This window comes from Oxalicibacterium sp., from assembly GCF_035565035.1.
In the GTDB taxonomy this organism is placed as follows: Bacteria; Pseudomonadota; Gammaproteobacteria; order Burkholderiales; family Burkholderiaceae_D; genus Oxalicibacterium.
The window spans coordinates 1-22,930 of record NZ_DATMTD010000086.1 but is presented as its reverse complement, the minus strand read 5'-3'; the positions used below and the strand labels follow the sequence as shown (position 1 = coordinate 22,930).

The following is a 22,930-nucleotide window of genomic DNA, read 5'->3' as shown; positions in this document are numbered from 1 at the left end:
TAGAATTAAAAGCGGCGATTAAAAGCTGGTCGCGGTTACCGACTTGATGCGTACCAGTTTGCCGTCGACGACGTGCAGGCCGCATTCCTTCGATTCCGGCGTTTCCCACCACCAACGGCCGGCGCGGACATCTTCGCCTGGCTGAACTGCGCGCGTGCAGGGTTCGCAACCGATCGATGGAAAGCCGCGATCGTGCAGCGGGTTGTACGGCACGTTGTTGCTGTGGATGTAGTGCCAGACGTCTTCTTCCGACCAGTCCGCGAGCGGATTGAACTTGACCATGTTGTGCGCATCATCCTGCTCCTGCACCGCGAGTTCGGCGCGGGTCGACGACTGCGCACGACGCTGTCCGGTAATCCACGCGCGCTTGCCTTGCAATGCACGATTCAGCGGCTCAACCTTGCGAATGTGGCAGCACTCTTTACGCAATTCCACACTGTCGTAAAAGGCGTTCAAGCCCTTGTTCTTGACGTAGGCTTCAACGGCTTCCGGTTGCGGACGATACAGTTCGACGTCGTAGCCGTAGGTTTCCTTGATGCGATCGAGCACGCTCAATGTTTCTGCATGCAGGCGACCGGTTTCCAGTGTGAAGATGCCGATGCGATCCTGCAGCTTGCCGCGCAGGATCATGTCGGTCAGCACCTGGTCTTCGGCGGCCAGACTGGACGCGAACACGGCCGGCGTGAATTCGTCCGCAACCTGCTGCAATGTGGCGATGGTGGCTTTGACCAGATCGTCGAAATTGTCGCTGATCATTTTGCGCTTTCGGCAGCCTGACGATTGACGCGACGGAATAATGGATTCTTCTGGTCCCACGAGTGCTGGTAGGTTTCCGAAAAATCGTTCAGGCTCTTCACCGCATCGTGCGCATCGCGGTCGGCACGCACTGCAAACGAGTTGAAACCGACGCGCTGCATGTAGAACAATTGATCGCGCAACACGTCGCCGATAGCACGCAATTCGCCGGTGTAATTCAGGCGCGCGCGCAAATTGAAGGCGATCGAATAGCCGCGACCGTCTGCAAATTTCGGGAAGTCGACAGCGATGATTGGAAGCCTGGCGACATCGTCCTTTAACGCTTCCGGACGTTCGTCGCTGGCAAGCCATACGCCGACATCGCTGCGCGATTGCAGCACGGATTTCTGCGCCTGCCACACCGTCAGCGGCACGATGACCTTGCCTTCTGGGACGACAATAGTTTCCGGTTTGTCTGCGGCTTGCGGCTCTGCGCCTTCTGTGCCGGCAGGGATTTCCGCTTTCAATCGCAGCAATGCCCAGTCATCATCACCGATGACGACTCTATCCTTGATGATGTTATGCATATGCATCTTCTCCTGTCGCGTGCGCCGTCTTGATCGGCGTGGCGTACACGTGTTCCTTGAATGGTGCGACGCCGATGCGGTGCACGGTATCGATAAAGCGTTCGTCTTCGATGCGGTCGCGTACATACACTTGCAGTACGCGTTCGATCACGGTCGGCATCTGGTGCGCAGAGAAAGACGGACCGATGATCTTGCCGATCGATGCGTTGTTGCCTTGCGCGCCGCCGAGCGACACTTGATACCATTCCGCGCCGTCTTTATCGACGCCGAGAATGCCGATGTTGCCGACGTGGTGATGACCACATGCGTTGATGCAACCGGAAATATTCAGTTCGATATCGCCGATGTCATGCTGGAAGTCGAGGTTGTCGAAACGCTCTGCGATCGCCTCGGCGATCGGGATCGATTTCGCATTCGCCAGCGAGCAGAAGTCGCCGCCCGGGCAGCAGATGATGTCGGTCAGCAGGCCGATGTTCGGTGTTGCCAGGCCTTGCGATTTGGCTTCCTGCCAGACCGTATACAGATCGCTGATCCTGACGTCGGACAGCACGATGTTCTGTTCGTGCGTCACGCGCAGTTCGCCGAAGCTGTACTTGTCGGCCAGATCTGCCATGAAGTCGAGTTGCTTGTCGGTTGCATCGCCCGGCGGAAATCCGGTCTTCTTCAGCGACAGCACGACGGCGGCGTAGCCCGGCACCTTGTGCGGCTTGACGTTGCGCTTGAGCCAGTTGCCGAATGCCTTGTCTTCTGCTTTCTTCTGTTCGAAGTCGGCGTCGGTCGCCGGCAGGGTTTCGTACGCGGGCATCGTGAAGTAGGCGGCGACGCGGTTCAGTTCGTCCTGCGTCAGCGTGCCCGGACCATCCTTGGTGTGCTGCCATTCTTCTTCGACCTGGCGGCGATATTCTTCGATGCCGATTGCCTTGACCAGAATCTTGATGCGCGCCTTGTAGATGTTGTCGCGGCGGCCGTACTGGTTGTACACCCGCAGGATCGCTTCCAGGTACGTCATGATGTGCTGCCACGGCAGGAATTCGCAAATCACGCTGCCGAGAATCGGCGTGCGGCCCATGCCGCCACCGACCATCACGCGGAAGCCGATTTCACCTTGTTCGTTCTTGATCACGTGCAGGCCGATGTCGTGCACGGCAGTCGCCGCACGATCTTCGACCGCGCCGTTGATCGCGATCTTGAACTTGCGTGGCAGGTAGGCGAATTCCGGATGGAAGGTGCTCCATTCGCGGATGATTTCTGCGTATGGGCGTGGATCGATGATTTCGTCCGCAGCCACGCCGGCCAGTTCGTCGGAAGTCGTGTTGCGGATGCAGTTGCCGGAGGTCTGGATCGCGTGCATCTCGACCGAAGCAAGATGTTCAAGGATTTCCGGTGTCTGTTCCAGATTGATCCAGTTGAACTGGATGTTCTGGCGCGTGGTGAAGTGGCCATAGCCGCGATCGTACGTGCGTGCGATGTGCGCGAACATGCGCATCTGTTTGGACGCCAGCAGGCCGTACGGCACGGCGATGCGCAGCATGTATGCGTGGCGCTGCAGGTACAGGCCGTTCTGCAGGCGCAGGATACGGAATTCGTCTTCCGCCAGTTCATCCGACAGGCGACGACGCACCTGATCGCGATATTGCGCGATGCGCTCCTTGACGATTTGATGGTCGTATTGGTCGTAGCGATACATCTTGTATGTCCCTTAAAAAACGAGCTTCACTGCAACGGTCGTCAGCGTGGTCGCCAGCAGCACGCGCAGTATTTTTTCCGGTATGGCCTTCGACACCAGCGAGCCGAGCGTGATACCCGGTACGGAGCCGATCAGCAACATCAGCAGCAAATCCCAATGAATTGAACCGAGCCACCAGTGGCCGAGCGCCGCGATCGCGGTCAACGGCACGGCGTACGCGATATCGGTACCGGCGATTTCGGCCGGTGTCAGGCGGGGATAAAGCAGAACCAGTATCGTGGCGCCAATTGCACCGGCGCCGATAGACGAGATTGTAACCAATGTACCGAGGATCGCACCAGACAGGATCGTCGCAAAAACCAGTTTGCCGCCGTGCAGTTGGCGATTCGGATGCTGCGCCATCCAGTTTTGCAGACGGGTGCGGAAAATCAGCGCGATCACGGTCAAAAAGACCGAACCGGCGATCGAATAACGAATGATGTGCGACGCCTCCGCGCCCAGCCCGCCAAAGTACTTGAGCGCGATGGCGGTCAGCACGGCTGCAGGCAGCGCTCCCATGCACAGGTGCTTGACGATGGCCCAGTGCACATTGCCCTTGGAACGGTGCGCAACGGTGCCGGCAATCTTGGTGATCGAGGCGAACGCGAGGTCTGTTCCGACGGCAGTGGTCGGCGCGACGCCGAACAGCAGCGTCAGCAACGGCGTCATCAGCGAGCCGCCGCCGACCCCGGTCAATCCGACGAGCACGCCAACAGCAAAACCCGAAACAATATAAGAAACAGACATAAGACCTCGCGCAAAGTAGGGCGAATGGTAATAAACTTATGTCTTATTCCAAACTACATACTAATTATTTGCTTATATGCGTTTTGTGTATAAGCAACAATGGAAAACAATGAAGCGGAACCGCCCGGGGAGACCAACATGAATCTTCATCAACTTCGTTTCGTTCGCGAAGCCGTACGGCAAAACTTCAATCTGACCGAAGCCGCAAAAGCGCTGTTCACGTCGCAGCCCGGTGTGTCGAAGGCGATCATCGAGCTTGAGGAAGAACTGGGTGTTGATATTTTTACACGCCACGGCAAACGGATTCGCGGCCTGACCGAGCCAGGTCGGGCGGTCCTGAAATCGGTCGAGCTGATCATGCAGGAGATCGACGGCCTCAAGCGCATCGGCAACGAATTCGCCGCGCACGACAGCGGCAGCTTCACGATTGCGACCACGCATACGCAAGCGCGTTATGCGCTGCCGAAAGTGGTGCAGGCGTTCACGCAGAAATTCCCGAAGGTGCGACTGTCCCTGTTGCAGGGCAATCCACGTCAGGTTGCCGACATGGTGTTGATGGGGCACGCCGATCTGGCGATTGCAACCGAATCGATCGCCGATGTCGACGGCCTGATTTCGCTGCCTTGCTATCAGTGGGAACATCAGGTTGTGGTGCCGCCCGATCATCCGCTGCTCAAATCGAAGCAGGTCACACTGGAAGAGATTGCCGAATTTCCGCTCATTACTTACGACAGTGCCTTCAGCGGCCGCAACAAGATCGATCACGCTTTCACGCTACGCAATTTGAAACCCGATATCCTGCTGGAAGCGATCGATGCTGATGTCATCAAAACCTATGTCGAACTCGGGCTTGGCGTCGGTATCATCGCCGGCATGGCGTTCGATGCGGAACGCGATAAAAACCTGCGGGCGATTCCGGTTGCGCATCTGTTCGGTACCAATGTCTCGCGTCTTGCGTTGAAGCAGGGCGCTTATTTGCGCGGATATGTCTTTACCTTCATCGAACTGTTGGCGCCAATGCTCAATCGCAAGCTGGTGGAGCAGGTGCTGAGTGGTGAAAAAGACGTCTACGAACTGTGATCGACGATCGATCACCCCTTTTTGAAATGAAAGCATGACAAATCCGGTAAACACCGACATGGCCGCGTATTACGCGCTGCGCAACAATTTCGACGAGGAAGATGTCGAAAATCCGGATGCAATGGATGCGCTCGACGACATCATGGACAACCTGCGTGAGCTGATGACCGGCCAGCGCGTGCTGGAACTTGCTTGCGGCGACGGTTACTGGACCGACGAACTGGCGGAATATGCAGAATTTGTTCTCGCCACCGACATCAATCCCAATCTGCTGGAGCAGGCAAAGGGCAGGGAACTGCCGGAAGACGTCGTGCAATTTGCGGTTGCCGATGCGCTGGATCCGCAGGTGGACGGTGAGTTTACTGCCTGCTTTGCAGGTTTCTGGTGGTCGCATGTCAAACGTCAGGATCAGGCAGATGTGATTGCACGCCTGAAAAAAATCATTGGCAAGGATGGCTTGCTGGTGCTGGTCGACAATTCGCAGGTTGAAAGCGAGAAAACGGTCATCGCCCGCACCGATCAGGAAGGCAATACCTACCAGATACATGCGCTGCCGAATGGCGAGCGGTATGAAATTCTCAAGAATTACTATACTGACAGCACGTTGCGCAAGCGCCTCGGGCCGTTGCTGCGCGACATGCGCGTTCATCGGTTTGAACATTACTGGATGCTGACGGCGCGCTTGCGATGAGCGCGACGATACGCAAGGAGCAGACAACATGAGATCAACCAGAGCCACTGCCGCCGTTGAACGTTTGAAGGAACGCAGCGGCAACGAGCACTACGCAATGGTGCGCACCGGCGACGAATCTTTCTATCTTGTCGATAATTCGCCGGAAGGCGAGCCGCTGGTCGTCAGCGAGCGCCTGCCGCTGGACGAGTTCGTGGCATTCGTCAAGGCTTTCGGCCCGCAAAAGCCGCGCAAGGCAACCAAATCCGATCTTGCATTCGAAAAGCAATTGATAAAGAAATGAATGCGGTTCGCTCCGGCCTGCTTGCGGACACGGTCAGCATCGACCCGCTATCGGGTGAATGCAAGCTGACCATTTTCGAATACATGCCGTGGAACGACTCGTTGCTGTCGGAGCTGCAAAATCGCATCAACGCGTGCCTGAAATTTGTCGAGAGCGGTGAAATCTATCTTGCGTATCCGCAGACGCAGAATCGAGACTTCGTCATCGAGATCCGCTGCATTTATGCGCCGGATCGCCAGGCACAGGATTTTCTCGTCGCTGCGCAACAGGCGCTGGATGAGGTCGGATACCTGTTGCGTTATGCCCCGCTCGGCTCAAGCTATGCCGACGACACCAAAGCGCCTTAGCATTTCTGCTCCGCATCATTGCAGGTCCATGCTTCAGAGCATTTGTCGATAAAAGTTGCACATCGGTGGTGTAAGCGCGGTGACAGGAAGTTCGGTTATTCTTGTCGCGTATCAAACAACACAGCAGCAGTACAGGCGCACCGTACGCCTGCCGGGGCTTGCGTTGACGGACTCGATGTCGTCCCGCAAGCCGGAACAAAAATTCAATGAGGTGACACATGAAGCGACCTTCTCGCGGCAGCAAACTCCTTCTTTGTGCATTCGCAGCCGTCAGCTTTTCCGCAAGCGCGCTGGCACAAACCTGGCCGAATTCCACCGTAACCGTTGTCGTGCCGTGGCCGCCGGGCGGACCGTCCGACATCGCAGCGCGTCCGATCGCCAAGCGTCTGACCGAAGATCTGCATCAACCTTTCGTCATCGATAATCGCGGCGGCGGTGGCGGCAATATTGGCAGTGCGGCAGTAGCGCGCGCCAATCCGGACGGCAATACGCTGTTGATCACTTCCAGTGCGCCGATCGTGATCAATCCGAGCCTGTACAAGAAAATGCCGTTCGATCCGAGCACGGATCTGATCCCGATTACCAACCTGTTGCGCGTGCCGCTGGTGCTGGTTGCCAATCCCGCCGTACCCGCCAACAACCTGAAGGAACTGATCGCCTATATCAAATCGAAAAAAGGCGATTTCTCTTACGCATCCGCAGGTTCGGGGACGCCGCAGCACATGACGGGTGAACTGTTCCGCAGCACGACCGGACTGGAAATGACCCACGTCCCGTATAAGGGCTCGGCACCGGCCATTTCCGATCTGCTGGGCGGACATATTCCAATCATGTTCGACAGCATGATTGCGATCATGCCGCACATCAAGAGCGGCAAGGTCAAGGTGATCGCGGTGTCCGGTGACAAGCGTTCCGCGCTGTTGCCGAACGTGCCGACGTTTGCCGAATCGGGTTTCCCGACGCTGGTGTCCTATGCATGGTACGGCTTCTTTGCACCAGCCGGCACGCCAAAACCGATCATCGACAAGATCAACGCCGAAACGCTGAAGGCCATGAAACAGCCTGACTTCCAGCGCGTGCTGAACGATACCGGATCGGATTTCGTTGGCGACACGCCGGAAAATTTTGCCAAGTTCGTCAAGGATGAATCGGTGAAGTGGTCGAAGGTTGTGAAGGAAAGCGGCGCGACAGTGGATTAATGTCGGTCGAACACGGCGAGTGACCGCCATGAAAAACGGCTGCATGGAAATGCAGCCGTTTTTTATTTGGAGCGCGTCGTTGATGCTTTGGACGATTTACATTTCAACGGCAGCCAGTTCTGATCAACCGTGGATCAGCCAGGAATCACCCGCTGGGTGACGATGATGTCTTCTGCGGTGAGAACACGTCCGTCTTCCGCCCTTAACTCCAGTTTGCGCAACGGACGTCTTTTCTTGACGTCCAGAATCACGGAACCGTATTCGCCGGGTTTGAACATGTGGTCGGCGCCCCATTGCCCCAGTGCGACCAGCACGGGCATCAATGCTCGTCCTTTTTCAGTCAACACGTATTCCTGATAGGCGCTGCCGTCCGATGCGGCTTCCACAGTCATGATGCCTTGCTCGACCATTGCCTTCAGCCGCGTGCTGAGAATGTTCTTTGCCATGCCGAGGCTGCGCTGAAATTCGCCGAAACGACGCAGACCGCCCAGCGCATCGCGAATGATCAGCAGCGACCACCAGTCGCCGATGATGTCGAGCGATCGCGCAATCGAGCACACATTGCCTTCCAGACTTTTGCGTTTCATTTCAATTCCTTCCCGTAAAGCCCTGCGGCTATCGCATTGATATAAAAAATTTTAACTTAATCGGTTGTTTTATGAAACTAGTTTGTGTATATTCTGGTTTCAATATTAAACTTATTACGAAAAGAGAAGAATGCAGCTTCTCTCAACGTGGGGCCGCTGAAACGGTCGTTCTTTTTAAGATATTTGGTTGCATTATTAAACTTTATTAATTCACTGAAAGGTTGATCATCATGAGACTCAATGGAAAAACAGCGTTCATCACGGGTGGTAATAGCGGAATCGGCCTGGCAACTGCACGTCGTTTTATTGCAGAAGGAGCGAAAGTGGCGATCACGGGACGCAGTCAGAAAACGCTGGATGCCGCATCCGCGGAACTTGGTCCCAATCTGCTGGCGATTCAGGCGGATTTGGCCGACATGCAGGAAGTCGACCGTGCTGTCAAAAAAGCGGCGCAGGCATTCGGTCATATCGATATTGTTTTTGCCAATGCAGGTATCGGTGGCGATACGCCAGTAGGCAGCACCACGCTGGATGTATTCGAAAACATCATCAAGACCAACCTGACGAGTGTCTTTTTCACGGTGCAGTCGGCGCTGCCGTATCTGGGCCCGAAGGCATCGATCGTTCTGAATGGATCGGTGCTGGCCTTCACCGGCAATCCGGGATCGTCCGCCTATGCGGCCACCAAGGGCGCTGTGCGTTCCATGACCAGCGTTCTTGCGGCAGAGCTTGCGCCACGCGGTATTCGCGTCAATCAGGTTTCGCCCGGTGCAACGCGTACCCCGATCTGGGATGCAAGAGCGCCAAGTCCGGAGCAGCGTGCGGTGCTGGACAACTATCTGACGAAAGGCATTCCATCGGGCCGCCTGGGCGAGCCGGAAGAGATTGCCAATACCGTACTGTTCCTTGCTTCCGACGAATCATCCAATATCACGGCAGCCGATATCGCCGTCGATGGTGGCGCAGCAGGTGCTCCGCTTGGTGCCCTGATTTATCGTTCGTAATGCGTCAATCGTTCAGCGTCGCGATCACCGGTGCGTGATCCGACGGTTGCTCCCACTTGCGGGGTACTTTGTCGATCACGCATGAAATGCAGCGATCGGCCAGCGGTTGCGTCAGCAAAATGTGATCGATGCGCAGACCCATGTTGCGACGGAAGGCCATCTGCCGGTAGTCCCACCAGCTGTACAACTTTTCCGCCTGATCGAACATGCGGAATGCATCCTTCATGTTCAAGCCGAGCAGATCCTTGAATGCATTGCGTTCCGGTTCGGATACGTGCGTCTGTCCTTCCCATGCTGCGGGATCGCAGACGTCGCGATCTTCCGGCGCGATGTTGTAGTCGCCGAGCAGCGCCATTTGCGAATATTTTTCCGCTTCGCTTTTCAGCCAGTCGTGCAGCGCCTTCAGCCATTGCATCTTGTAGGTGAACTTGTCGGAATCCAGCGATTGCCCGTTCGGGATATAAACGCAAACGATGCGCATGCCTTCGATCGTGCCGGCAATGATGCGTTGATGATCGTCGGGAAACAGCGGATTGTTTTTCACCACGTCGCTGATTGGGTGCTTCGACAGGATCGCGACGCCGTTGTATGTTTTCTGTCCGGAGAACACTACGTGATAGCCGGCCGCCTCGATCTCGGCAACCGGGAATTTTTCATCGACGGTTTTCAATTCCTGCAGACACAGCACGTCGACCGGATTTTCTTCCAGCCATTTCAGGACGTGCGGCAGACGGACTTTCAGGGAGTTGACGTTCCAGGTGGCTAATTGCATGTTCATTTCCATTGCGTAAATGTTCGGCGGCGAGAGGGCAATCCGCCGCGCGCTGGTGCGGCCTGCATGCATGTCTCGCTCGAGGTGCGTAATGTAGCAGACCTGTTCGGATCAGGACTGGTTGCGCCGACGCGATGTCTATTGCTTGAACTTGAGGTCGGACGGCAGTTTTTCGGGCGCACGATCCATCTGCCACGCATACCAGAGACTTTGTGCAATGCGCTGGGCTGCAGCGGATGCCCGCTCGCGCATTGCGGCGTTCGGTTGCTTCGACAGCGTTTCGTTGAACAGCGACAGCCAGCGTTCGAACAGAGCGGGATTCAGTTCCGGCAGCGCAATATGCTTTTGCATCGGCGTGCCGGAGTAACGCCCCGTGCCGCGCAAAATCGACGACCAGAAATCCACCAGCCGCGCCAGATGATGATCCCAGTCATCGATATGCTGATTGAAAACCGGCCCGATCAAATCATCGCGACGGACCTCGGCATAAAAAGTATGTACGAGCGTCTTGATCTCTTCATCGGTACAGATATCGGGTGCCACATTGATCTCCTGAAAGGCGGTCGGCAGGTTCTGCCTGCCATCATTATGCGCGCCGAGAGAGGTGGCGTCCTTGACCTCAGGCGGCGACTTGCCCAAAAATCGGCGTTGCCGTAAAATCATTCGATCATTTTCGTCTCACGTAACTGGCGAAAAATCGCGAGGTTTTCCATGAAGTTAAAGGAAGATCGCGTAGGGAAAGGTGGATTTGTCCACCGTGGAGCGTGAGACTGCATTCGCCGTGCGCCTGGGCAGCCGAATGGGACGCAAGATTGAGGCTGCAGAATACCCAGTATATGTCCGCTGCATGTCCGTTCCGTCCTCATTCGCTTCCTGTACGTTGTTATCCGCCGGTCTTGCGCTGGACGATAACGGCGCCGACCATTTTTGAACGATTGGAGTCATTGCATGTTTTCAAAGGACCAAACCCTCGCAAAAGTTGATGCGGAGTTGTGGAGTGCGATTCAAAAAGAGAACAATCGCCAGCAGGAGCATATCGAGCTGATTGCGTCGGAAAACTACACGTCACCTGCCGTGATGGAGGCGCAGGGATCGCAACTGACGAACAAGTACGCGGAAGGCTATCCGGGCAAGCGCTATTACGGCGGCTGCGAATTTGTCGACATCGTCGAGCAACTGGCGATCGATCGTGTCAAGAAACTGTACGGTGCCGAAGCCGCCAACGTGCAACCGAATTCCGGTTCGCAAGCCAACCAGGGCGTCTTTCTCGCCGTGCTGAAGCCGGGCGACACCATCATGGGCATGTCACTGGCCGAAGGCGGTCACCTGACGCACGGCATGGCACTGAACATGTCGGGCAAATGGTTCAACGTCGTGTCCTACGGCCTGAACGAAAAAGAAGAAATCGACTATGAAGCGATGGAACGTCTGGCGCGTGAACACAAGCCGAAGCTCATCATCGCGGGCGCATCGGCCTACGCACTGCGCATCGATTTCGAACGCTTTGCAAAAATCGCCAGGGAAATCGGCGCCTATTTCATGGTCGACATGGCGCATTACGCCGGTCTGATCGCAGCCGGTCACTATCCGAATCCGGTGCCATTCGCCGATTTCGTCACGTCCACCACGCACAAGTCGCTGCGTGGTCCGCGCGGCGGCTTCATCCTGATGAAAGCCGAGCACGAAAAGATCATCAACTCGGCGATCTTCCCGGGTTTGCAAGGCGGCCCGTTGATGCACGTGATTGCCGGCAAGGCCACAGCGTTCAAGGAAGCACTGGCGCCGGAGTTCAAGACCTATCAGGAACAGGTCATCAAGAATGCAGACGCATTGGCCAAGGCACTGATCGCACGCGGCCTGCGCATCGTGTCCAATCGCACCGAATCGCATGTGATGCTGGTCGATCTGCGTGCCAAGAAAATCACCGGCAAGGATGCCGAAGCATTGCTCGGCACGGCGCATATCACCTGCAACAAGAATGCGATTCCAAACGATCCTGAAAAACCGTTCGTCACCTCCGGTATTCGTCTCGGCAGCCCGGCGATGACAACGCGCGGCTTCAAGGAAGCGGAAGCAACCAAGGTCGGCAACCTGATCGCCGACGTGCTGGACAATCCGAACAACGCGGCGACGATCGAACGCGTCAAGGCGGAAGTGAAGAAGTTGACTGACGCGTTTCCGGTCTACGGTTGATCGCAGGCTTTTGCGCGAGTTTTTGTTGTACCGCGATTGCTCTGAGCGACCTGCAAGGTCTGTGAGGTTGATGAAGAGCGATCGCTGAAGATGGCCTTGTCCGTGTCGATCGGACAAGGCCATTTTGGAATGTCGGACCGCGGTTGCCGGATGCGGCATGTAGCGCGCTGCAACTGCGTTGGGTTTCTTTTGCTGATGTTGCGATCTATACAGGATCATCCACGCAATGAAATGTCCTTTTTGCCAGTACGACGATACACAGGTCCTCGATACGCGCGTGTCGGAGGAGGGCGACAGTATTCGCCGTCGTCGTCGTTGCGTTAGTTGCGACAAGCGCTTTACGACGTATGAGCGAATCGAACTGGCGATGCCGGTGGTCGTGAAAAAGAACGGCAGCCGCACCGAATTCGATCCGAAGAAACTGCAAGGCAGTTTGCAGCTCGCGTTGCGCAAGCGACCGGTTTCTGCTGAAGCGGTCGATGCGGCGATTCACCGGATCGAACAGAAGCTGCTGTCCAGTGGCGCGCGTGAAGTCGTGTCGGGTCAGATCGGCGAACTGGTGATGCGCGAACTGCAGCGCCTGGACAAGATTGCCTACATTCGCTTTGCTTCCGTTTACAAAAGCTTCGAGGATGTGGCGGAATTTCAGGATGCGATTGCCGAAATGGGAAGCGAACGCAAGCCCAAGTCCCCTCAAAAGTAGGCAAGTCAGTCAACGGAAAATCGTGAACGGCGCTGTAATCAGCGCCGTTTCGCTTTCTTTTTCCCCAACAAATCGCTGATCTCCTCGGCGTTCCACAGTGACTGCTGCAGCGCTTTCATGTCGTTCTGCACAGGTCGATCGTTCAGGCGACTCGCGAGTCGTGCTGCATCGAACGGTGCACGAACCTTCTGGTCGTTGTCGAAGTAGCAGAACACATCGCGTGCCGTTTTTGCCTTCGGCGCCTTGGCGGCGATGCGTTGCGCATCGCGTGGTTCACTGCCGGATGACCATGTCTTGATACGTTGCGTCCAGCGATCGAGTGCTGCATCGCCGTATTCGCCTCCATACAGGGTTTCGGTGCCGTGCAGCCGCATGTAGATGAAATCCGATGTGACATCTTCCGCATACGGCCAGTCCGCCGTTGAATCGGAAAAAACCAATGCAGCATGATACTTGCGCAGCATTTGAATGAACGTTTCATCGCAAAAGCTGGCGTGACGGATTTCAATTGCATGGCGCATCGGTCGTTTGCGGTCGATGCTCAGGCAGGCATGCCGCACATGCGTGTCATGTTTGCGTGCAATCGCGACGGCCGAGGCAGTATCGGTCGGCAGCGAACGCAGAAAGCCTTCGAACAGGTCGGGATCGAAACGAAAACTGGGCGGGAATTGCCACAGGATGGGTCCCAGTTTTTCGCGCAGGTTGAAGATGCCGGAGGCAAAAAAATTGGCGATCGCCGTCGCGCATTCGTCACCGCGCAATCGAAGGATGTGGGTCACATAGCGGGGCGCTTTCACGCTGAACATGAAGTCTGCCGGCGTCGATTGATACCACTTCTGATAACTCTCGGGTTTTTGCAGCGCGTAGTGCGAACCGTTGATTTCGATGGTCTGCAATGCGCGTGAGGCGAAAGCCAGTTCTCGTGCCTGCGTCAATTGCGGTGGATAGAACGTGTCGCGCCAACCGGCATAGCGCCAGCCGGAAATGCCGGTTCGGATTGCAGCCATGAAATTCTCCCAAGCGCCGTTCAACGGCGAAAGCGTTTTGGTTTCTCTTCCTTTCTGTTGAGAGTCGAGACGAAGAATTGTTCCTTTATTCAGGTCGTGTAGCGAAAAAACGGTGTTTTCTGTAGCGATCTGTACAAATTCTGAAATTCTGCTATATTGCTGCCTAAGCAGTAATTGACTTTTACTGTAATTGATTAATACAGCAACTGACTTGGTAGTTATTGATACGACAAATATATGACCAACTTCAAGAAAATGTTCCCTTCGGGATCCTGGTGCATCGAGGAAAGCGTCGGCTACCTGCTGAAGCGCTCACAGATCAAGCTGGCCAAATCGGTCGATATCGATCTGGCGGCACATGACATCACGCATGCGCAGGGCAGCATTGTGCTGATGCTGTATTCGGGAAATTATTCGACGGCGGCTGAGCTGGCTCGCGAGCTGTATATCGATTCCGCATCGATCACCCGCATGCTGGACCGTCTGGAAAAGCGCGGCCTGATCATGCGGATGCCGCGCGGTGACGATCGCCGCGTCATTAACCTGAAGCTGACGGATGAAGGCAACAGACTGGCCGAACAATTGCCGACCTTGTATTCAGCAGTGTTGAACCGGCATTTCATCGATTTCAGCGCGGAAGAAGTCGCAACCTTGAAAACCCTGTTGCGCAAATTGCTTGCGACCGAAGTAGCCGACGGCAAGCAGGACATGAAATAAAAATCGATCAAGCCAAATAGCAAGACAAGCGGGAACGCACGATGAAAAATTCTTTACAGATCCAGACAGGCATTGCGGCGAAGCCGTTTCGCGGTTTGCTGGCCGCGAGTTGTGCAGCGGTGTTGCTGAACGCATGCGCCAGCTTCAGCGGTATCGAACCTGCGTCGCATCTGCAGCAGCCGGCCGATTACGCTGCGGCAGAAACGTTGCCCGGACAGCATGGACAGTGGCCGGATGTGGCATGGGCGAAAGAGCTGGGAGGCGACCAGTTGCAATCCCTGGTCGACGAGGCGATTGCAGGCAACCCGAATCTGCAGGTCGCGGCGGCGCGTGTGGCTGCAGCCAAGGCTGCGGCGCAAGTGGCCGGTGCCAATGGGGATCCGATCGCATCAGTCAATTTCAACGCGACGCGCCAACGGTATTCCGAATCCGGTCTGGTGCCGCCTCCATTTGCCGGAACCTATCAGACGGACAGTGCGCTTGAACTGAATTTTTCCTACGACTTCGATTTCTGGGGCAAGCATGCGGCGGAATTTCGCAGCGCGATTTCCCAGGACAAGGCCGCGCAGGCCGAGCAGTACAACGCGCGTCTCGTGATTGCAACGGCGGTTGCGCGCGCATGGGTACAACTGGCGCAGCAATACGAGCAACAGGATGTGAACGCGCAGCAACTGAAAGTCGGCGAGCAGTTGCTGCATCTGATGCAATTGCGTTACGACGCCGGGCTGGATGCAAAATCCGACGAGGAGCAGATTCGTCAGCTGGTAGCCAGCCTGCGTGCTTCGCAGGCCCAGCTCAATGAGGCGATTGCGCTGACACGCAATCAATTGGCTGCATTGCTCGGACAGGGGCCGGATCGCGGCCAGCGCATCGCGCGTCCTTCGTTGCCATCCGAAACAGCAATCGCATTGCCCGATGCATTGCCGCTGGCCTTGCTTGGGCGTCGCCCTGATGTCGTCGCCGCGCGCTGGCGCGTGGAAGCGGCACAAGGCGGTATCGATGCGGCCAAGACCGAGTTCTATCCGAACGTCAATCTGGTTGCCTTCGCCGGCTTTTCCAGCCTGGGACTCAGCAACCTGCTGGAAAGCGGCAGTCGTGTGGCCGGTATCGGTCCGGCTATCAGCATGCCGATTCTGGACAGCGATCGTCTGCGCGGCAATCTGAAGCAGCGTGTCGCTTCGTACGACGGCTTGGTGGCGACCTATAACCAGACATTGACCGAGGCGCTGCACGACGTTGCCGATCAGGTGCAATCGTTGCGTTCGGCATCGATACAAAGCAGCCAGCAGAAACTGGCGACGCAAGCCGCGAGCAACAGTTTGCAACTGGCGCGTGAACGTGAACGTATCGGCACCACCAACATGGTGCCGGTGCTGACGTCCGAACTGTTCTATCTGTTACAGAAGCGTGTCGATCTCGATTCGCAGGCGCGTCGCAGCGAAATGCATATCGGGCTGATCAAGGCACTGGGCGGCGGTTTCGACGCGCAGTCGCACGGCTTGTCTTACGAAAATCTCGAAAACAGTCATCCTTCAACGAATGTTTCCACCTCTGTGAGTAACGCATCATGAACACGACCAATACGGAAATCCAAGAAACCACGAACAGTGATGGCAAAAATAACGGCAAGCGTCGTCGCCGTCTGATGATCGCCACCGCCGTGGTGGCGTTGCTGGCAATTGCGTACGGCGCATGGTGGTTCATCTATGCACGTCATTTCGAAGATACCGACGATGCGTATGTCGCCGGCAATGTCGTGCAGGTCACGCCGCAGGTCGGTGGCACCGTGGTCGCGATTCATACCGACGATACCGAACTGGTACAGGCCGGCAAGCCGCTGGTGGAACTCGATCGCAGCGATGCCAAGGTCGCGCTGGAACAGGCCGAATCGCAACTGGCGCAAACGGTGCGCGAAGTACGCAAGTTGTTCGTCGATAACGCCACGCTGAATGCGAATATCGCCCTGCGCAGTTCCGATGTCGATCGTGCGCGCGCCGATCTGGCACGTCGCCAGCAGTTGATCGGTACCGGCGCTGTATCGAAGGAAGAACTGGAACATGCGCGCACTGCACTGGAATCGGCAGAATCCTCATTGCAGGCAACTCGCAAGCAACTGGCGTCGAATCAGGCGTTGACGGATCACACCTCGGTTGCGCAGCATCCGAATGTACTGGCGGCCGCGGCACAGGTACAGGCCGCTTATCTGGCATTGGCGCGCACGACATTGCCAGCCCCGATCACCGGTTACATCGCCAAGCGGTCGGTGCAGGTCGGCCAGCGCGTTGCACCGGGTACGCCATTGCTGGCAATCGTGCCGTTGAATTCGCTGTGGGTCGATGCCAACTTCAAGGAAGTCCAGGTCGCGAAAATGCGCATCGGTCAACCGGTGACGCTGGAGTCCGACGTTTATGGCGGCAAGGTTGAATATCACGGCAAGGTGGTAGGCCTCTCAGCCGGTACCGGCGCAGCATTTGCGCTGCTGCCGACGCAGAATGCGAGCGGTAACTGGATCAAGGTCGTGCAACGCATTCCGGTGCGTATCGCACTCGATCCGAAGGAACTGGAAACGCACCCGTTGCGCGTCGGTCTGTCGATGCTGGTGACCGTGGACGTCGCCAATTCGGACGGTACCTCGCTGACCTCGCATGAGCCGGTGCGTACGGCGGCTGCCTATGAAACGGCGGTGTTCGACAACATCGGTCGCGAAGCCGAAGCCCATGTGGCACAGATCATCGCAGCGAATAGCGAAACAAACGCAAAAACAGAAACGAGTGCAAAAGCACACTGATCATGAGCGCCACACCTAGCAAGCCAAACAACGCATTGCCGCCGCTGTCCGGTACGCCGCTGATTCTCGGCACGGTGGCCTTGTCGCTGGCGGTGTTCATGAACGTGCTCGATTCGTCGATTGCGAACGTGTCGATTCCGGCGATCTCCGGGGATCTCGGCGTGTCGCCGCAACAGGGCACATGGGTCATCACGTCCTTTGCTGTATCGAACGCGATCTCCGTTCCACTGACCGGTTGGCTGACGATGCGCTTCGGCCCGGTGAAGCTCTTCATCTCCTCGATCATTCTGTTCATCATCGCATCGGCATTGTGCGGACTGGCGCCAAGTATCGGCATCCTGATCGCTGCCCGTGTGATTCAGGGCGCGGTGGCCGGACCAATGATTCCGCTGTCGCAGGCCTTGCTGCTCGCCAGTTATCCGCCGGCGAAGAGTGGCATGGCGCTGGCGTTCTGGGGGATGACGACACTGGTGGCGCCGGTGGCAGGGCCGCTTCTCGGCGGCTGGATTTCGGACAACTACACATGGCCGTGGATTTTCTACATCAACATTCCGATCGGGCTGTTCGCGGCATGGGCGACCTGGTCGATCTACAAGCATCGCGAAGGCAAGACCGTCAAGCTGCCGATCGACAAGGTCGGTCTGGGATTGCTGGTGGTCTGGGTCGGCTGTTTGCAGGTGATGCTCGACAAGGGCAAGGAACTGGACTGGTTCAACTCAGGTGTCGTCTTGACGCTGGGTGTGATCGCTGTGGTTGCCTTCGTCTATTTCGTTATCTGGGAACTGGGCGAAAAACATCCGGTGGTCGATCTGTCGCTGTTCAAGGGCCGCAATTTCAGCGGCGGCGTGGTGGCGATTTCGGTCGGTTACGGTTTGTTCTTCGGCAGCCTGGTGATTCTGCCGCTTTGGTTGCAGACACAGCTCGGCTACACGGCGACCGAGGCAGGCAAGGTAATGGCACCGGTCGGTGTGCTGGCAGTCATCATGTCGCCGATTGTCGGCAAGATTCTGCCGAAGATCGATGCGCGCTGGGTAGCGACAACCGCCTTCCTGATCTTTGCGCTGGTGTTCTACATGCGGGCGCAATTTACGCAGGACGTCGATTTTTATACGTTGATGGTCCCGACCGTGATTCAGGGCGCGGCGATGGCGATGTTCTTCATTCCGCTGACGTCGATCATCCTGTCCGGTCTGTCACCGGACCGAATTCCGGCAGCAGCGGGTTTGTCGAACTTCGTCCGGATCATGTTCGGCGGCATGGGGACGTCGGTGGTCTCGACAATGTGGGACAACCGTTCGATCCTGCATCATGCGCAACTGGCTGAATACACTGGGGCGCATAATCCTGCATTCACGCAGGCAGTGAGCGGATTGATGGCGCGCGGCATGTCGGAGCAGGAAGCGTGGACTGTGGTCGAGCGGACAATGACGGTGCAGGCAAGCACGCTTGGCGCAACCGACATGTTCTGGATTTCGGCGATCCTGTTTCTGGTGCTGATCGGTTTCGTCTGGCTGACCAAGCCGAGCAAGTCGGCGGCACCGGTCGATGCGGGCGGCGCGCATTGATGCGCCGTTGCGGCATCGACTATCATGCGTGATTTGAATCACCGGTTGCCTGCATGACCTTTCCGCAATCCTTGCATCTCTTTTGCCGTGTCGTCGACAACTACGGCGACATCGGCATCTGCTGGCGTCTTGCGCGGCAATTGCAACGCGAACACGCTATCGACGTCACCCTGTTTGTCGACGACCTGTTGAGTTTCCGTCGCATCTGTCCGGACGTGAATATCGATTCCGATAGGCAGGAAATTTCCGGCGTGACGGTACGTCACTGGCGCGATCAGAATGGCGCGTTTTCAGCTGAAGACATCGCCGATATCGTCATCGAATTCTTTGCAGTCGATATTCCGCCGGGCTATATCGCAGCGATGGTCGATTGCGATCCGCGCCCGGTGTGGCTCAATCTGGAAGGCCTGAGCGCTGAAGAATGGGTCGAGGGCTGTCATGCCTTGCCCTCATCGCACCCGCGCCTGCCGCTGACGAAGCATTTTTTCTTTCCGGGCTTTACCAGCAAGACAGGCGGTTTGCTGCGTGAAGCAGCGCTGGAAGAAGAGCGCCGCAAGTTCCAGTCGGACCGAAGTGCAATGACCACCTTTCTTGCGCAACTTGGCGTCACGCCGGCAGAAATGTCGTCGTTGAAAGTCTCGCTGTTCTGTTATCCGCACGCTCCGATTGCAAAACTGTTCGACGCGTGGCAACACGGTGAGACTGCTGTGACCTGCCTGGTGCCGGAAGGCGTGGCGACCGACGCGATTCGGGGATTTCTTGGCGGCGAGGCGAAAACAGGAGCGGCACAGACGCGCGGTGCGTTGACGGTGCGTGTTCTGCCTTTTTTCGCACAACCCGATTACGACAAGCTGCTGTGGGCATGCGACCTCAATTTCGTGCGGGGCGAAGATTCCTGGGTGCGCGCGCAGTGGGCGGGCAAGCCGTTCATCTGGCATATTTATCCGCAGGATGAAAATCTGCATCACGTGAAGCTGCGCGCATTCCTGCAGCGATATGCAAAAGGGGCGGGCGGCATCGCAAGCCTGTCCACGTTGTCATTGCATTGGAACGGTGCGCCTGATGGCAATGCGGAAGAACCGGCAAGCTGGGCAGGAATCTGGTCGTCCTTCCAGTCCGACATGGCGGAAATAACCGCCAGATCCGTCGATTGGCAGCAACAGATGCAGGAAAACGGCGATCTTGCTGCCAATTTATTGAAATTTGCCGTCGCCTTGCGGTCAGACGCAGCAAAAAAATCGGTATAATGCGCGGTTGATCTCCAGCGCCTTTTTTCGATCAGGCATGAGCTGATGGCGCGGTTGACCGCGAGGCGACCGATGATTTTCGTGCAACCTATTTTTTACGACTACTCCCTATGAAATTCGCAAAAGAAGTTCGTGTCGGCAACATCATCATGGTTGATAGCAAGCCAATGATCGTATTGCGCTCCGACGTCAACGGTTCGAGCCGTACCGGTTTTACCTACAAGTGGAAGATGAAGAATCTTCTGACCAACAGCCCGCTGGAAAACGTGTTCCGCGGCGACGATAAGTTCGACGTCGTCGTGCTGGACAAGAAACCGGTGACCTATTCGTACTTCTCCGATCCGTCGTATGTGTTCATGGATACGGAATACAACCAGTACGAAATCGAAGAAGAAAACCTGGGCGATGCATTGCATTACCTGAAAGACGGCATGGAATGCGAAGCGGTGTTCTATGACGGCAAGGCGATCTCGGTTGAACTGCCGACCACCATCGCACGTCAGATCGTGTATTCGGAGCCTGCAGTCAAGGGCAATACTTCCGGTAACGTGTTGAAGGAAGCACGCATCGAAAACGCAATCGAAGCCTACCAGCACAGCGTGCAGGTTCCGCTGTTCGTCGATCAGGGCGACGTGATCGAAATCGATACGCGTACCAACGAGTACAAGAAGATCGTCCGCAACTAAGTTGCCGATCCAGAAAAAACGCTGCCGATTTCAACCGGCAGCGTTTTTTTTCGCCGATCGTCTTTGCAGCAGGCGACTTGAGAAATCAGCGCGCCTGCTCGATGCGTGCCATGCGTTCCGTCGTCGGCGGATGTGACGATAGATAGGAAGACAGTTCATCACCGTTGCCTGCTGCCGCTTTCAACTTGTCGAAACTGGCAATCAATTGTGTCAACGGAATGCCATTGGCCTTCATCATCGCGATCGCGTAATCGTCCGCTTCACGTTCGGCATCGCGCGAATATTTCATGTCCAGCATCAATGTCGGAATGTTGGCGACGATGGCCGATGCGTCGCCGAAGATGACCGTTGCCACTGCACCGATCGCCGAGCTTTGTATGATGCGTCGCATCAGATGACGTTCGTGCAGATGTCCGAGTTCGTGCGCGAGGATGCCGAGAATCTGCTCGTCGTTGCCCATCAATTCCACCAGTTCATCGGTCAGGATGATCTGGCCGGACGGCAGTGCAAACGCGTTCGGCCCGATCCGGCTTTTGCGAAACACGATGGTGTAATCCGGCGCATCCGGCCGTGGCGTCGTCAATAGCCTGAAACGCTCAACGATGGTCGCTTGTCTGGCCGGTGGCAGTGTGCTTGGTCGCAGGATCTTGTGATCGAGAAAATCCAGCATGCCGCTCCCGATCGAGCGCTCGACCTTTTCCGGTAATGCCTTGGCCACGGCTTCTGCCGCCAGCGGCAGACCGTACAGATACGCAAGTAGCAGAACCGCCACCGTGATGACGAAGGCGATCAGCGCACCGCGCCAGCTTTGCTGCATGCGTACCACGGTGGAATCGCGATAGCCGGTTTCCGCGAGCAAGGCATCGAAGGCCGGCTCATCCTGCACTTCAAGATAGGCGTCGTCGGGGAAGGTGACCTTGCGGCGCGTATGGCGTGCCCGTTCGGACACGCGTAATTCGCCGATCGGGCAACTGCGTTCGACATCGCCTGCAATGCTGGCGATTTCCGCATCGACGGTCAGCGTCACGCGATGCGCGCGCGACGTCTTGCCGTCGAAATAAATTGCGGAGATCGGGGCAGAAATCGCCATCGTTACAGCGACAGATCGAAGTCCAGCAGATCGGCCATGCCTTCGCCGGTGGCAGAAACCTGTTCCTGTTCGGCTGCGATGAAGTGGTCGAGGCTGTCTTCCGGTATCAGCGTCATCGATTCGATGCGGTATTTCATCGCGCGTATCGTGGCGAACGGCAGGAACAGGCCGAGCGTGCAGATGACGCCGATGATGTTGGTGATGACGATGAAGGTCATCCTCGTCCATTTCATGTTGCTGGTGAAACGATGCCGACCGAGTTGCGTATTGTTCCAGATCAGATTCTGGATCAGTGTTGCGAAAATCGGGAACAGCAGAAACATCCACAGATACAAAGCCATCACGAACACCAGGATGGCAAGCTGGCCAGCACTGGATGTTTCTGCGGCGATTGTGGCAAACAAGGCACCGCCGAGCGTGACGGAAATCGCCACGACGCCGATCAGCCAGATCACAAAAACCAGCAGATAGGCCAAATAAAAGCGACCGACCGTGCCGTGGAATGAGAAGTGCGTCGTGCCGAAACGGCTTTCCTCATGCTGGAATTTCTTCATGCGCTGGTGCGCCAGCGGTGCCGCAAGGAAGAGCGTAATCAGCGAAACCAGCGGCCAGAGCAGATAGGCGATGTAGGACTGCTTCATTGAACCGCGAAAACCGAAGCGAATGCCGCGATAGCTGGTATTGAACAATTTGAATTGCAGGCTTTTCCAGATCAGCCACGGCGATACCAGCATTGCTGCGATGACCATCAGGAAACCGGCGAGATCGGAAATCGAAAAGGCTACGTTGTACAGAGCGATCAAGGCGACGGCGACGATGCGGCCTTTCAGGATCGCAACCGCATTGCCGTGATATTCGAAGCTGGCGCCGGCAACGTTCGTGCTGCCGTAGAAATAGCGCGTGCGACGCACCTTGGCCCACGCAGAATAAATACCGAGCGTGACTATGGAGAGCAGCAGGTTGACAATCCAGATGCGGAAATATTCGCCGCCGGTTCCGTTAAAGGCGAAGCGTTGTGGTGCTTCCGGAGTGGGTGAATCGTTTACAGCTGCCGCGAAGGCTGATGGCTCGACCATGGTTGCTCCCCTGAGAAGGTTATTTTTATTTAGTGCCCGGGCAGGATTACCTGCCGGCAATCTCTTGTCAAGTTTCGACGCTTGTTCAAAAGCATTGCCG

General features: G+C 56.5%; 24 protein-coding genes and 1 riboswitch. Of the genes, 14 read left to right on the top strand and 10 right to left on the bottom strand.

Features of this window, described 5'->3' with window-relative positions; translation table 11 throughout:
• Window positions 1–18: 18 nt before the first annotated feature.
• From VN114_RS07720 to VN114_RS07705, 4 genes are read right to left on the bottom strand one after another with little or no spacing between them, the layout of a single operon-like run.
• Window positions 19–756, bottom strand: a complete 738-nt coding sequence (locus tag VN114_RS07720) for a phosphoadenylyl-sulfate reductase (protein ID WP_325513628.1) — start codon at window positions 754–756, stop codon at window positions 19–21.
• On the bottom strand, window positions 753–1,322 hold the full coding sequence (locus VN114_RS07715) for a DUF934 domain-containing protein (RefSeq protein WP_325513626.1): 570 nt from the start codon (window positions 1,320–1,322) through the stop codon (window positions 753–755). The genes VN114_RS07720 and VN114_RS07715 overlap by 4 nt, the downstream gene beginning before the upstream one ends.
• The gene (locus tag VN114_RS07710) at window positions 1,315–3,009 is read right to left on the bottom strand and encodes a nitrite/sulfite reductase (protein ID WP_325513624.1); all 1,695 of its coding nucleotides are present in this window, start codon (window positions 3,007–3,009) and stop codon (window positions 1,315–1,317) included. The genes VN114_RS07715 and VN114_RS07710 overlap by 8 nt, the downstream gene beginning before the upstream one ends.
• Before the next feature lie 12 nt (window positions 3,010–3,021).
• Window positions 3,022–3,795, bottom strand: a complete 774-nt coding sequence (locus VN114_RS07705; protein WP_325513622.1) for a sulfite exporter TauE/SafE family protein — start codon at window positions 3,793–3,795, stop codon at window positions 3,022–3,024.
• A 138-nt stretch (window positions 3,796–3,933) separates the two neighbouring features.
• Here VN114_RS07705 and VN114_RS07700 point away from each other — a divergent pair, with 138 nt between their 5' ends.
• From VN114_RS07700 to VN114_RS07680, 5 genes are all read left to right on the top strand, one after another.
• Complete coding sequence (locus VN114_RS07700) at window positions 3,934–4,875, top strand: CysB family HTH-type transcriptional regulator (RefSeq protein ID WP_325513620.1); 942 nt, start codon at window positions 3,934–3,936, stop codon at window positions 4,873–4,875.
• A 34-nt stretch (window positions 4,876–4,909) separates the two neighbouring features.
• The gene (locus VN114_RS07695) at window positions 4,910–5,566 is read left to right on the top strand and encodes a class I SAM-dependent methyltransferase (protein ID WP_325513618.1); all 657 of its coding nucleotides are present in this window, start codon (window positions 4,910–4,912) and stop codon (window positions 5,564–5,566) included.
• 28 nt (window positions 5,567–5,594) lie between these two features.
• Window positions 5,595–5,849, top strand: coding sequence for a hypothetical protein (locus tag VN114_RS07690; RefSeq protein WP_325513616.1), 255 nt, complete (start codon window positions 5,595–5,597; stop codon window positions 5,847–5,849).
• A complete protein-coding gene (locus VN114_RS07685; protein WP_325513614.1) occupies window positions 5,846–6,196 on the top strand; it encodes a DUF6572 domain-containing protein in 351 nt (116 codons plus the stop codon). The genes VN114_RS07690 and VN114_RS07685 overlap by 4 nt, the downstream gene beginning before the upstream one ends.
• Before the next feature lie 218 nt (window positions 6,197–6,414).
• Window positions 6,415–7,395, top strand: coding sequence for a tripartite tricarboxylate transporter substrate binding protein (locus VN114_RS07680; protein ID WP_325513612.1), 981 nt, complete (start codon window positions 6,415–6,417; stop codon window positions 7,393–7,395).
• Between the two features lie 134 nt (window positions 7,396–7,529).
• Here VN114_RS07680 and VN114_RS07675 read toward each other — a convergent pair whose 3' ends face one another.
• Entirely contained in the window at window positions 7,530–7,982 is a 453-nt protein-coding gene (locus tag VN114_RS07675) for a helix-turn-helix domain-containing protein (RefSeq protein ID WP_325513610.1), read from the bottom strand.
• Window positions 7,983–8,212: 230 nt separating this feature from the next.
• Here VN114_RS07675 and VN114_RS07670 point away from each other — a divergent pair, with 230 nt between their 5' ends.
• The gene (locus VN114_RS07670) at window positions 8,213–8,986 is read left to right on the top strand and encodes an SDR family NAD(P)-dependent oxidoreductase (protein ID WP_325513608.1); all 774 of its coding nucleotides are present in this window, start codon (window positions 8,213–8,215) and stop codon (window positions 8,984–8,986) included.
• Between the two features lie 4 nt (window positions 8,987–8,990).
• Here the strand turns inward: VN114_RS07670 and xth are convergent, their stop codons facing one another.
• Window positions 8,991–9,758, bottom strand: coding sequence for an exodeoxyribonuclease III (xth, locus tag VN114_RS07665; RefSeq protein ID WP_325513606.1), 768 nt, complete (start codon window positions 9,756–9,758; stop codon window positions 8,991–8,993).
• A gap of 138 nt (window positions 9,759–9,896) precedes the next feature.
• Window positions 9,897–10,301, bottom strand: a complete 405-nt coding sequence (locus VN114_RS07660; RefSeq protein WP_414694206.1) for a group III truncated hemoglobin — start codon at window positions 10,299–10,301, stop codon at window positions 9,897–9,899.
• Between the two features lie 129 nt (window positions 10,302–10,430).
• Window positions 10,431–10,558, top strand: a riboswitch (ZMP/ZTP riboswitch).
• Window positions 10,559–10,706: 148 nt separating this feature from the next.
• Here VN114_RS07660 and glyA point away from each other — a divergent pair.
• Window positions 10,707–11,951 (top strand): serine hydroxymethyltransferase, encoded by a 1,245-nt coding sequence (gene glyA, locus VN114_RS07655; protein ID WP_325513604.1) that lies wholly within the window; start codon window positions 10,707–10,709, stop codon window positions 11,949–11,951.
• Window positions 11,952–12,177: 226 nt separating this feature from the next.
• Window positions 12,178–12,654: a transcriptional regulator NrdR gene (nrdR, locus tag VN114_RS07650; protein WP_325513602.1), complete on the top strand. Its 477-nt coding sequence runs from the start codon at window positions 12,178–12,180 to the stop codon at window positions 12,652–12,654.
• A 38-nt stretch (window positions 12,655–12,692) separates the two neighbouring features.
• On the opposite strand, the gene VN114_RS07645 is transcribed toward nrdR, so the two are convergent.
• Entirely contained in the window at window positions 12,693–13,661 is a 969-nt protein-coding gene (locus VN114_RS07645; protein ID WP_325513601.1) for a DUF72 domain-containing protein, read from the bottom strand.
• 237 nt (window positions 13,662–13,898) lie between these two features.
• Here VN114_RS07645 and VN114_RS07640 point away from each other — a divergent pair, with 237 nt between their 5' ends.
• The 6 genes from VN114_RS07640 (at window position 13,899) to VN114_RS07615 (ending at window position 20,664) form a co-directional block, all read left to right on the top strand.
• Window positions 13,899–14,378, top strand: a complete 480-nt coding sequence (locus tag VN114_RS07640) for a MarR family transcriptional regulator (protein ID WP_325513599.1) — start codon at window positions 13,899–13,901, stop codon at window positions 14,376–14,378.
• A gap of 41 nt (window positions 14,379–14,419) precedes the next feature.
• Window positions 14,420–15,949, top strand: coding sequence for an efflux transporter outer membrane subunit (locus tag VN114_RS07635; protein WP_325513597.1), 1,530 nt, complete (start codon window positions 14,420–14,422; stop codon window positions 15,947–15,949).
• Complete coding sequence (locus VN114_RS07630) at window positions 15,946–17,166, top strand: HlyD family efflux transporter periplasmic adaptor subunit (protein ID WP_325513596.1); 1,221 nt, start codon at window positions 15,946–15,948, stop codon at window positions 17,164–17,166. Before VN114_RS07635 ends, VN114_RS07630 begins: the two co-directional genes overlap by 4 nt.
• A 2-nt stretch (window positions 17,167–17,168) precedes the next feature.
• Window positions 17,169–18,731 carry a DHA2 family efflux MFS transporter permease subunit gene (locus VN114_RS07625; protein ID WP_325513594.1) on the top strand — a complete coding sequence of 521 codons (1,563 nt, stop codon included), beginning with the start codon at window positions 17,169–17,171 and terminating at the stop codon, window positions 18,729–18,731.
• A gap of 53 nt (window positions 18,732–18,784) precedes the next feature.
• Complete coding sequence (earP, locus tag VN114_RS07620) at window positions 18,785–19,978, top strand: elongation factor P maturation arginine rhamnosyltransferase EarP (RefSeq protein WP_325513592.1); 1,194 nt, start codon at window positions 18,785–18,787, stop codon at window positions 19,976–19,978.
• A gap of 110 nt (window positions 19,979–20,088) precedes the next feature.
• Window positions 20,089–20,664, top strand: a complete 576-nt coding sequence (locus tag VN114_RS07615) for an elongation factor P (RefSeq protein WP_325513590.1) — start codon at window positions 20,089–20,091, stop codon at window positions 20,662–20,664.
• Window positions 20,665–20,749: 85 nt separating this feature from the next.
• On the opposite strand, the gene VN114_RS07610 is transcribed toward VN114_RS07615, so the two are convergent.
• Together VN114_RS07610 and VN114_RS07605 are read right to left on the bottom strand one after the other, a co-directional pair.
• Window positions 20,750–21,754, bottom strand: a complete 1,005-nt coding sequence (locus VN114_RS07610; protein ID WP_325513588.1) for a M48 family metallopeptidase — start codon at window positions 21,752–21,754, stop codon at window positions 20,750–20,752.
• 2 nt (window positions 21,755–21,756) lie between these two features.
• The gene (locus VN114_RS07605; protein ID WP_325513586.1) at window positions 21,757–22,830 is read right to left on the bottom strand and encodes a YjgN family protein; all 1,074 of its coding nucleotides are present in this window, start codon (window positions 22,828–22,830) and stop codon (window positions 21,757–21,759) included.
• Window positions 22,831–22,930 lie beyond the last annotated feature (100 nt).

Coding starts and splice junctions, on each gene's coding strand:
- VN114_RS07675 (WP_325513610.1), bottom strand. CDS start 7,982: ATGAAACGCAAAAGTCTGGAAGGCAATGTGTGCTCGATTGCGCGATCG.
- VN114_RS07695 (WP_325513618.1), top strand. CDS start 4,910: ATGACAAATCCGGTAAACACCGACATGGCCGCGTATTACGCGCTGCGC.
- VN114_RS07625 (WP_325513594.1), top strand. CDS start 17,169: ATGAGCGCCACACCTAGCAAGCCAAACAACGCATTGCCGCCGCTGTCC.
- VN114_RS07715 (WP_325513626.1), bottom strand. CDS start 1,322: ATGCATAACATCATCAAGGATAGAGTCGTCATCGGTGATGATGACTGG.
- VN114_RS07635 (WP_325513597.1), top strand. CDS start 14,420: ATGAAAAATTCTTTACAGATCCAGACAGGCATTGCGGCGAAGCCGTTT.
- VN114_RS07615 (WP_325513590.1), top strand. CDS start 20,089: ATGAAATTCGCAAAAGAAGTTCGTGTCGGCAACATCATCATGGTTGAT.
- VN114_RS07640 (WP_325513599.1), top strand. CDS start 13,899: ATGACCAACTTCAAGAAAATGTTCCCTTCGGGATCCTGGTGCATCGAG.
- VN114_RS07720 (WP_325513628.1), bottom strand. CDS start 756: ATGATCAGCGACAATTTCGACGATCTGGTCAAAGCCACCATCGCCACA.
- VN114_RS07670 (WP_325513608.1), top strand. CDS start 8,213: ATGAGACTCAATGGAAAAACAGCGTTCATCACGGGTGGTAATAGCGGA.
- VN114_RS07700 (WP_325513620.1), top strand. CDS start 3,934: ATGAATCTTCATCAACTTCGTTTCGTTCGCGAAGCCGTACGGCAAAAC.
- glyA (WP_325513604.1), top strand. CDS start 10,707: ATGTTTTCAAAGGACCAAACCCTCGCAAAAGTTGATGCGGAGTTGTGG.
- VN114_RS07710 (WP_325513624.1), bottom strand. CDS start 3,009: ATGTATCGCTACGACCAATACGACCATCAAATCGTCAAGGAGCGCATC.
- VN114_RS07680 (WP_325513612.1), top strand. CDS start 6,415: ATGAAGCGACCTTCTCGCGGCAGCAAACTCCTTCTTTGTGCATTCGCA.
- VN114_RS07630 (WP_325513596.1), top strand. CDS start 15,946: ATGAACACGACCAATACGGAAATCCAAGAAACCACGAACAGTGATGGC.
- VN114_RS07605 (WP_325513586.1), bottom strand. CDS start 22,830: ATGGTCGAGCCATCAGCCTTCGCGGCAGCTGTAAACGATTCACCCACT.
- VN114_RS07690 (WP_325513616.1), top strand. CDS start 5,595: ATGAGATCAACCAGAGCCACTGCCGCCGTTGAACGTTTGAAGGAACGC.
- VN114_RS07610 (WP_325513588.1), bottom strand. CDS start 21,754: ATGGCGATTTCTGCCCCGATCTCCGCAATTTATTTCGACGGCAAGACG.
- VN114_RS07705 (WP_325513622.1), bottom strand. CDS start 3,795: ATGTCTGTTTCTTATATTGTTTCGGGTTTTGCTGTTGGCGTGCTCGTC.
- earP (WP_325513592.1), top strand. CDS start 18,785: ATGACCTTTCCGCAATCCTTGCATCTCTTTTGCCGTGTCGTCGACAAC.
- xth (WP_325513606.1), bottom strand. CDS start 9,758: ATGCAATTAGCCACCTGGAACGTCAACTCCCTGAAAGTCCGTCTGCCG.
- nrdR (WP_325513602.1), top strand. CDS start 12,178: ATGAAATGTCCTTTTTGCCAGTACGACGATACACAGGTCCTCGATACG.
- VN114_RS07685 (WP_325513614.1), top strand. CDS start 5,846: ATGAATGCGGTTCGCTCCGGCCTGCTTGCGGACACGGTCAGCATCGAC.
- VN114_RS07645 (WP_325513601.1), bottom strand. CDS start 13,661: ATGGCTGCAATCCGAACCGGCATTTCCGGCTGGCGCTATGCCGGTTGG.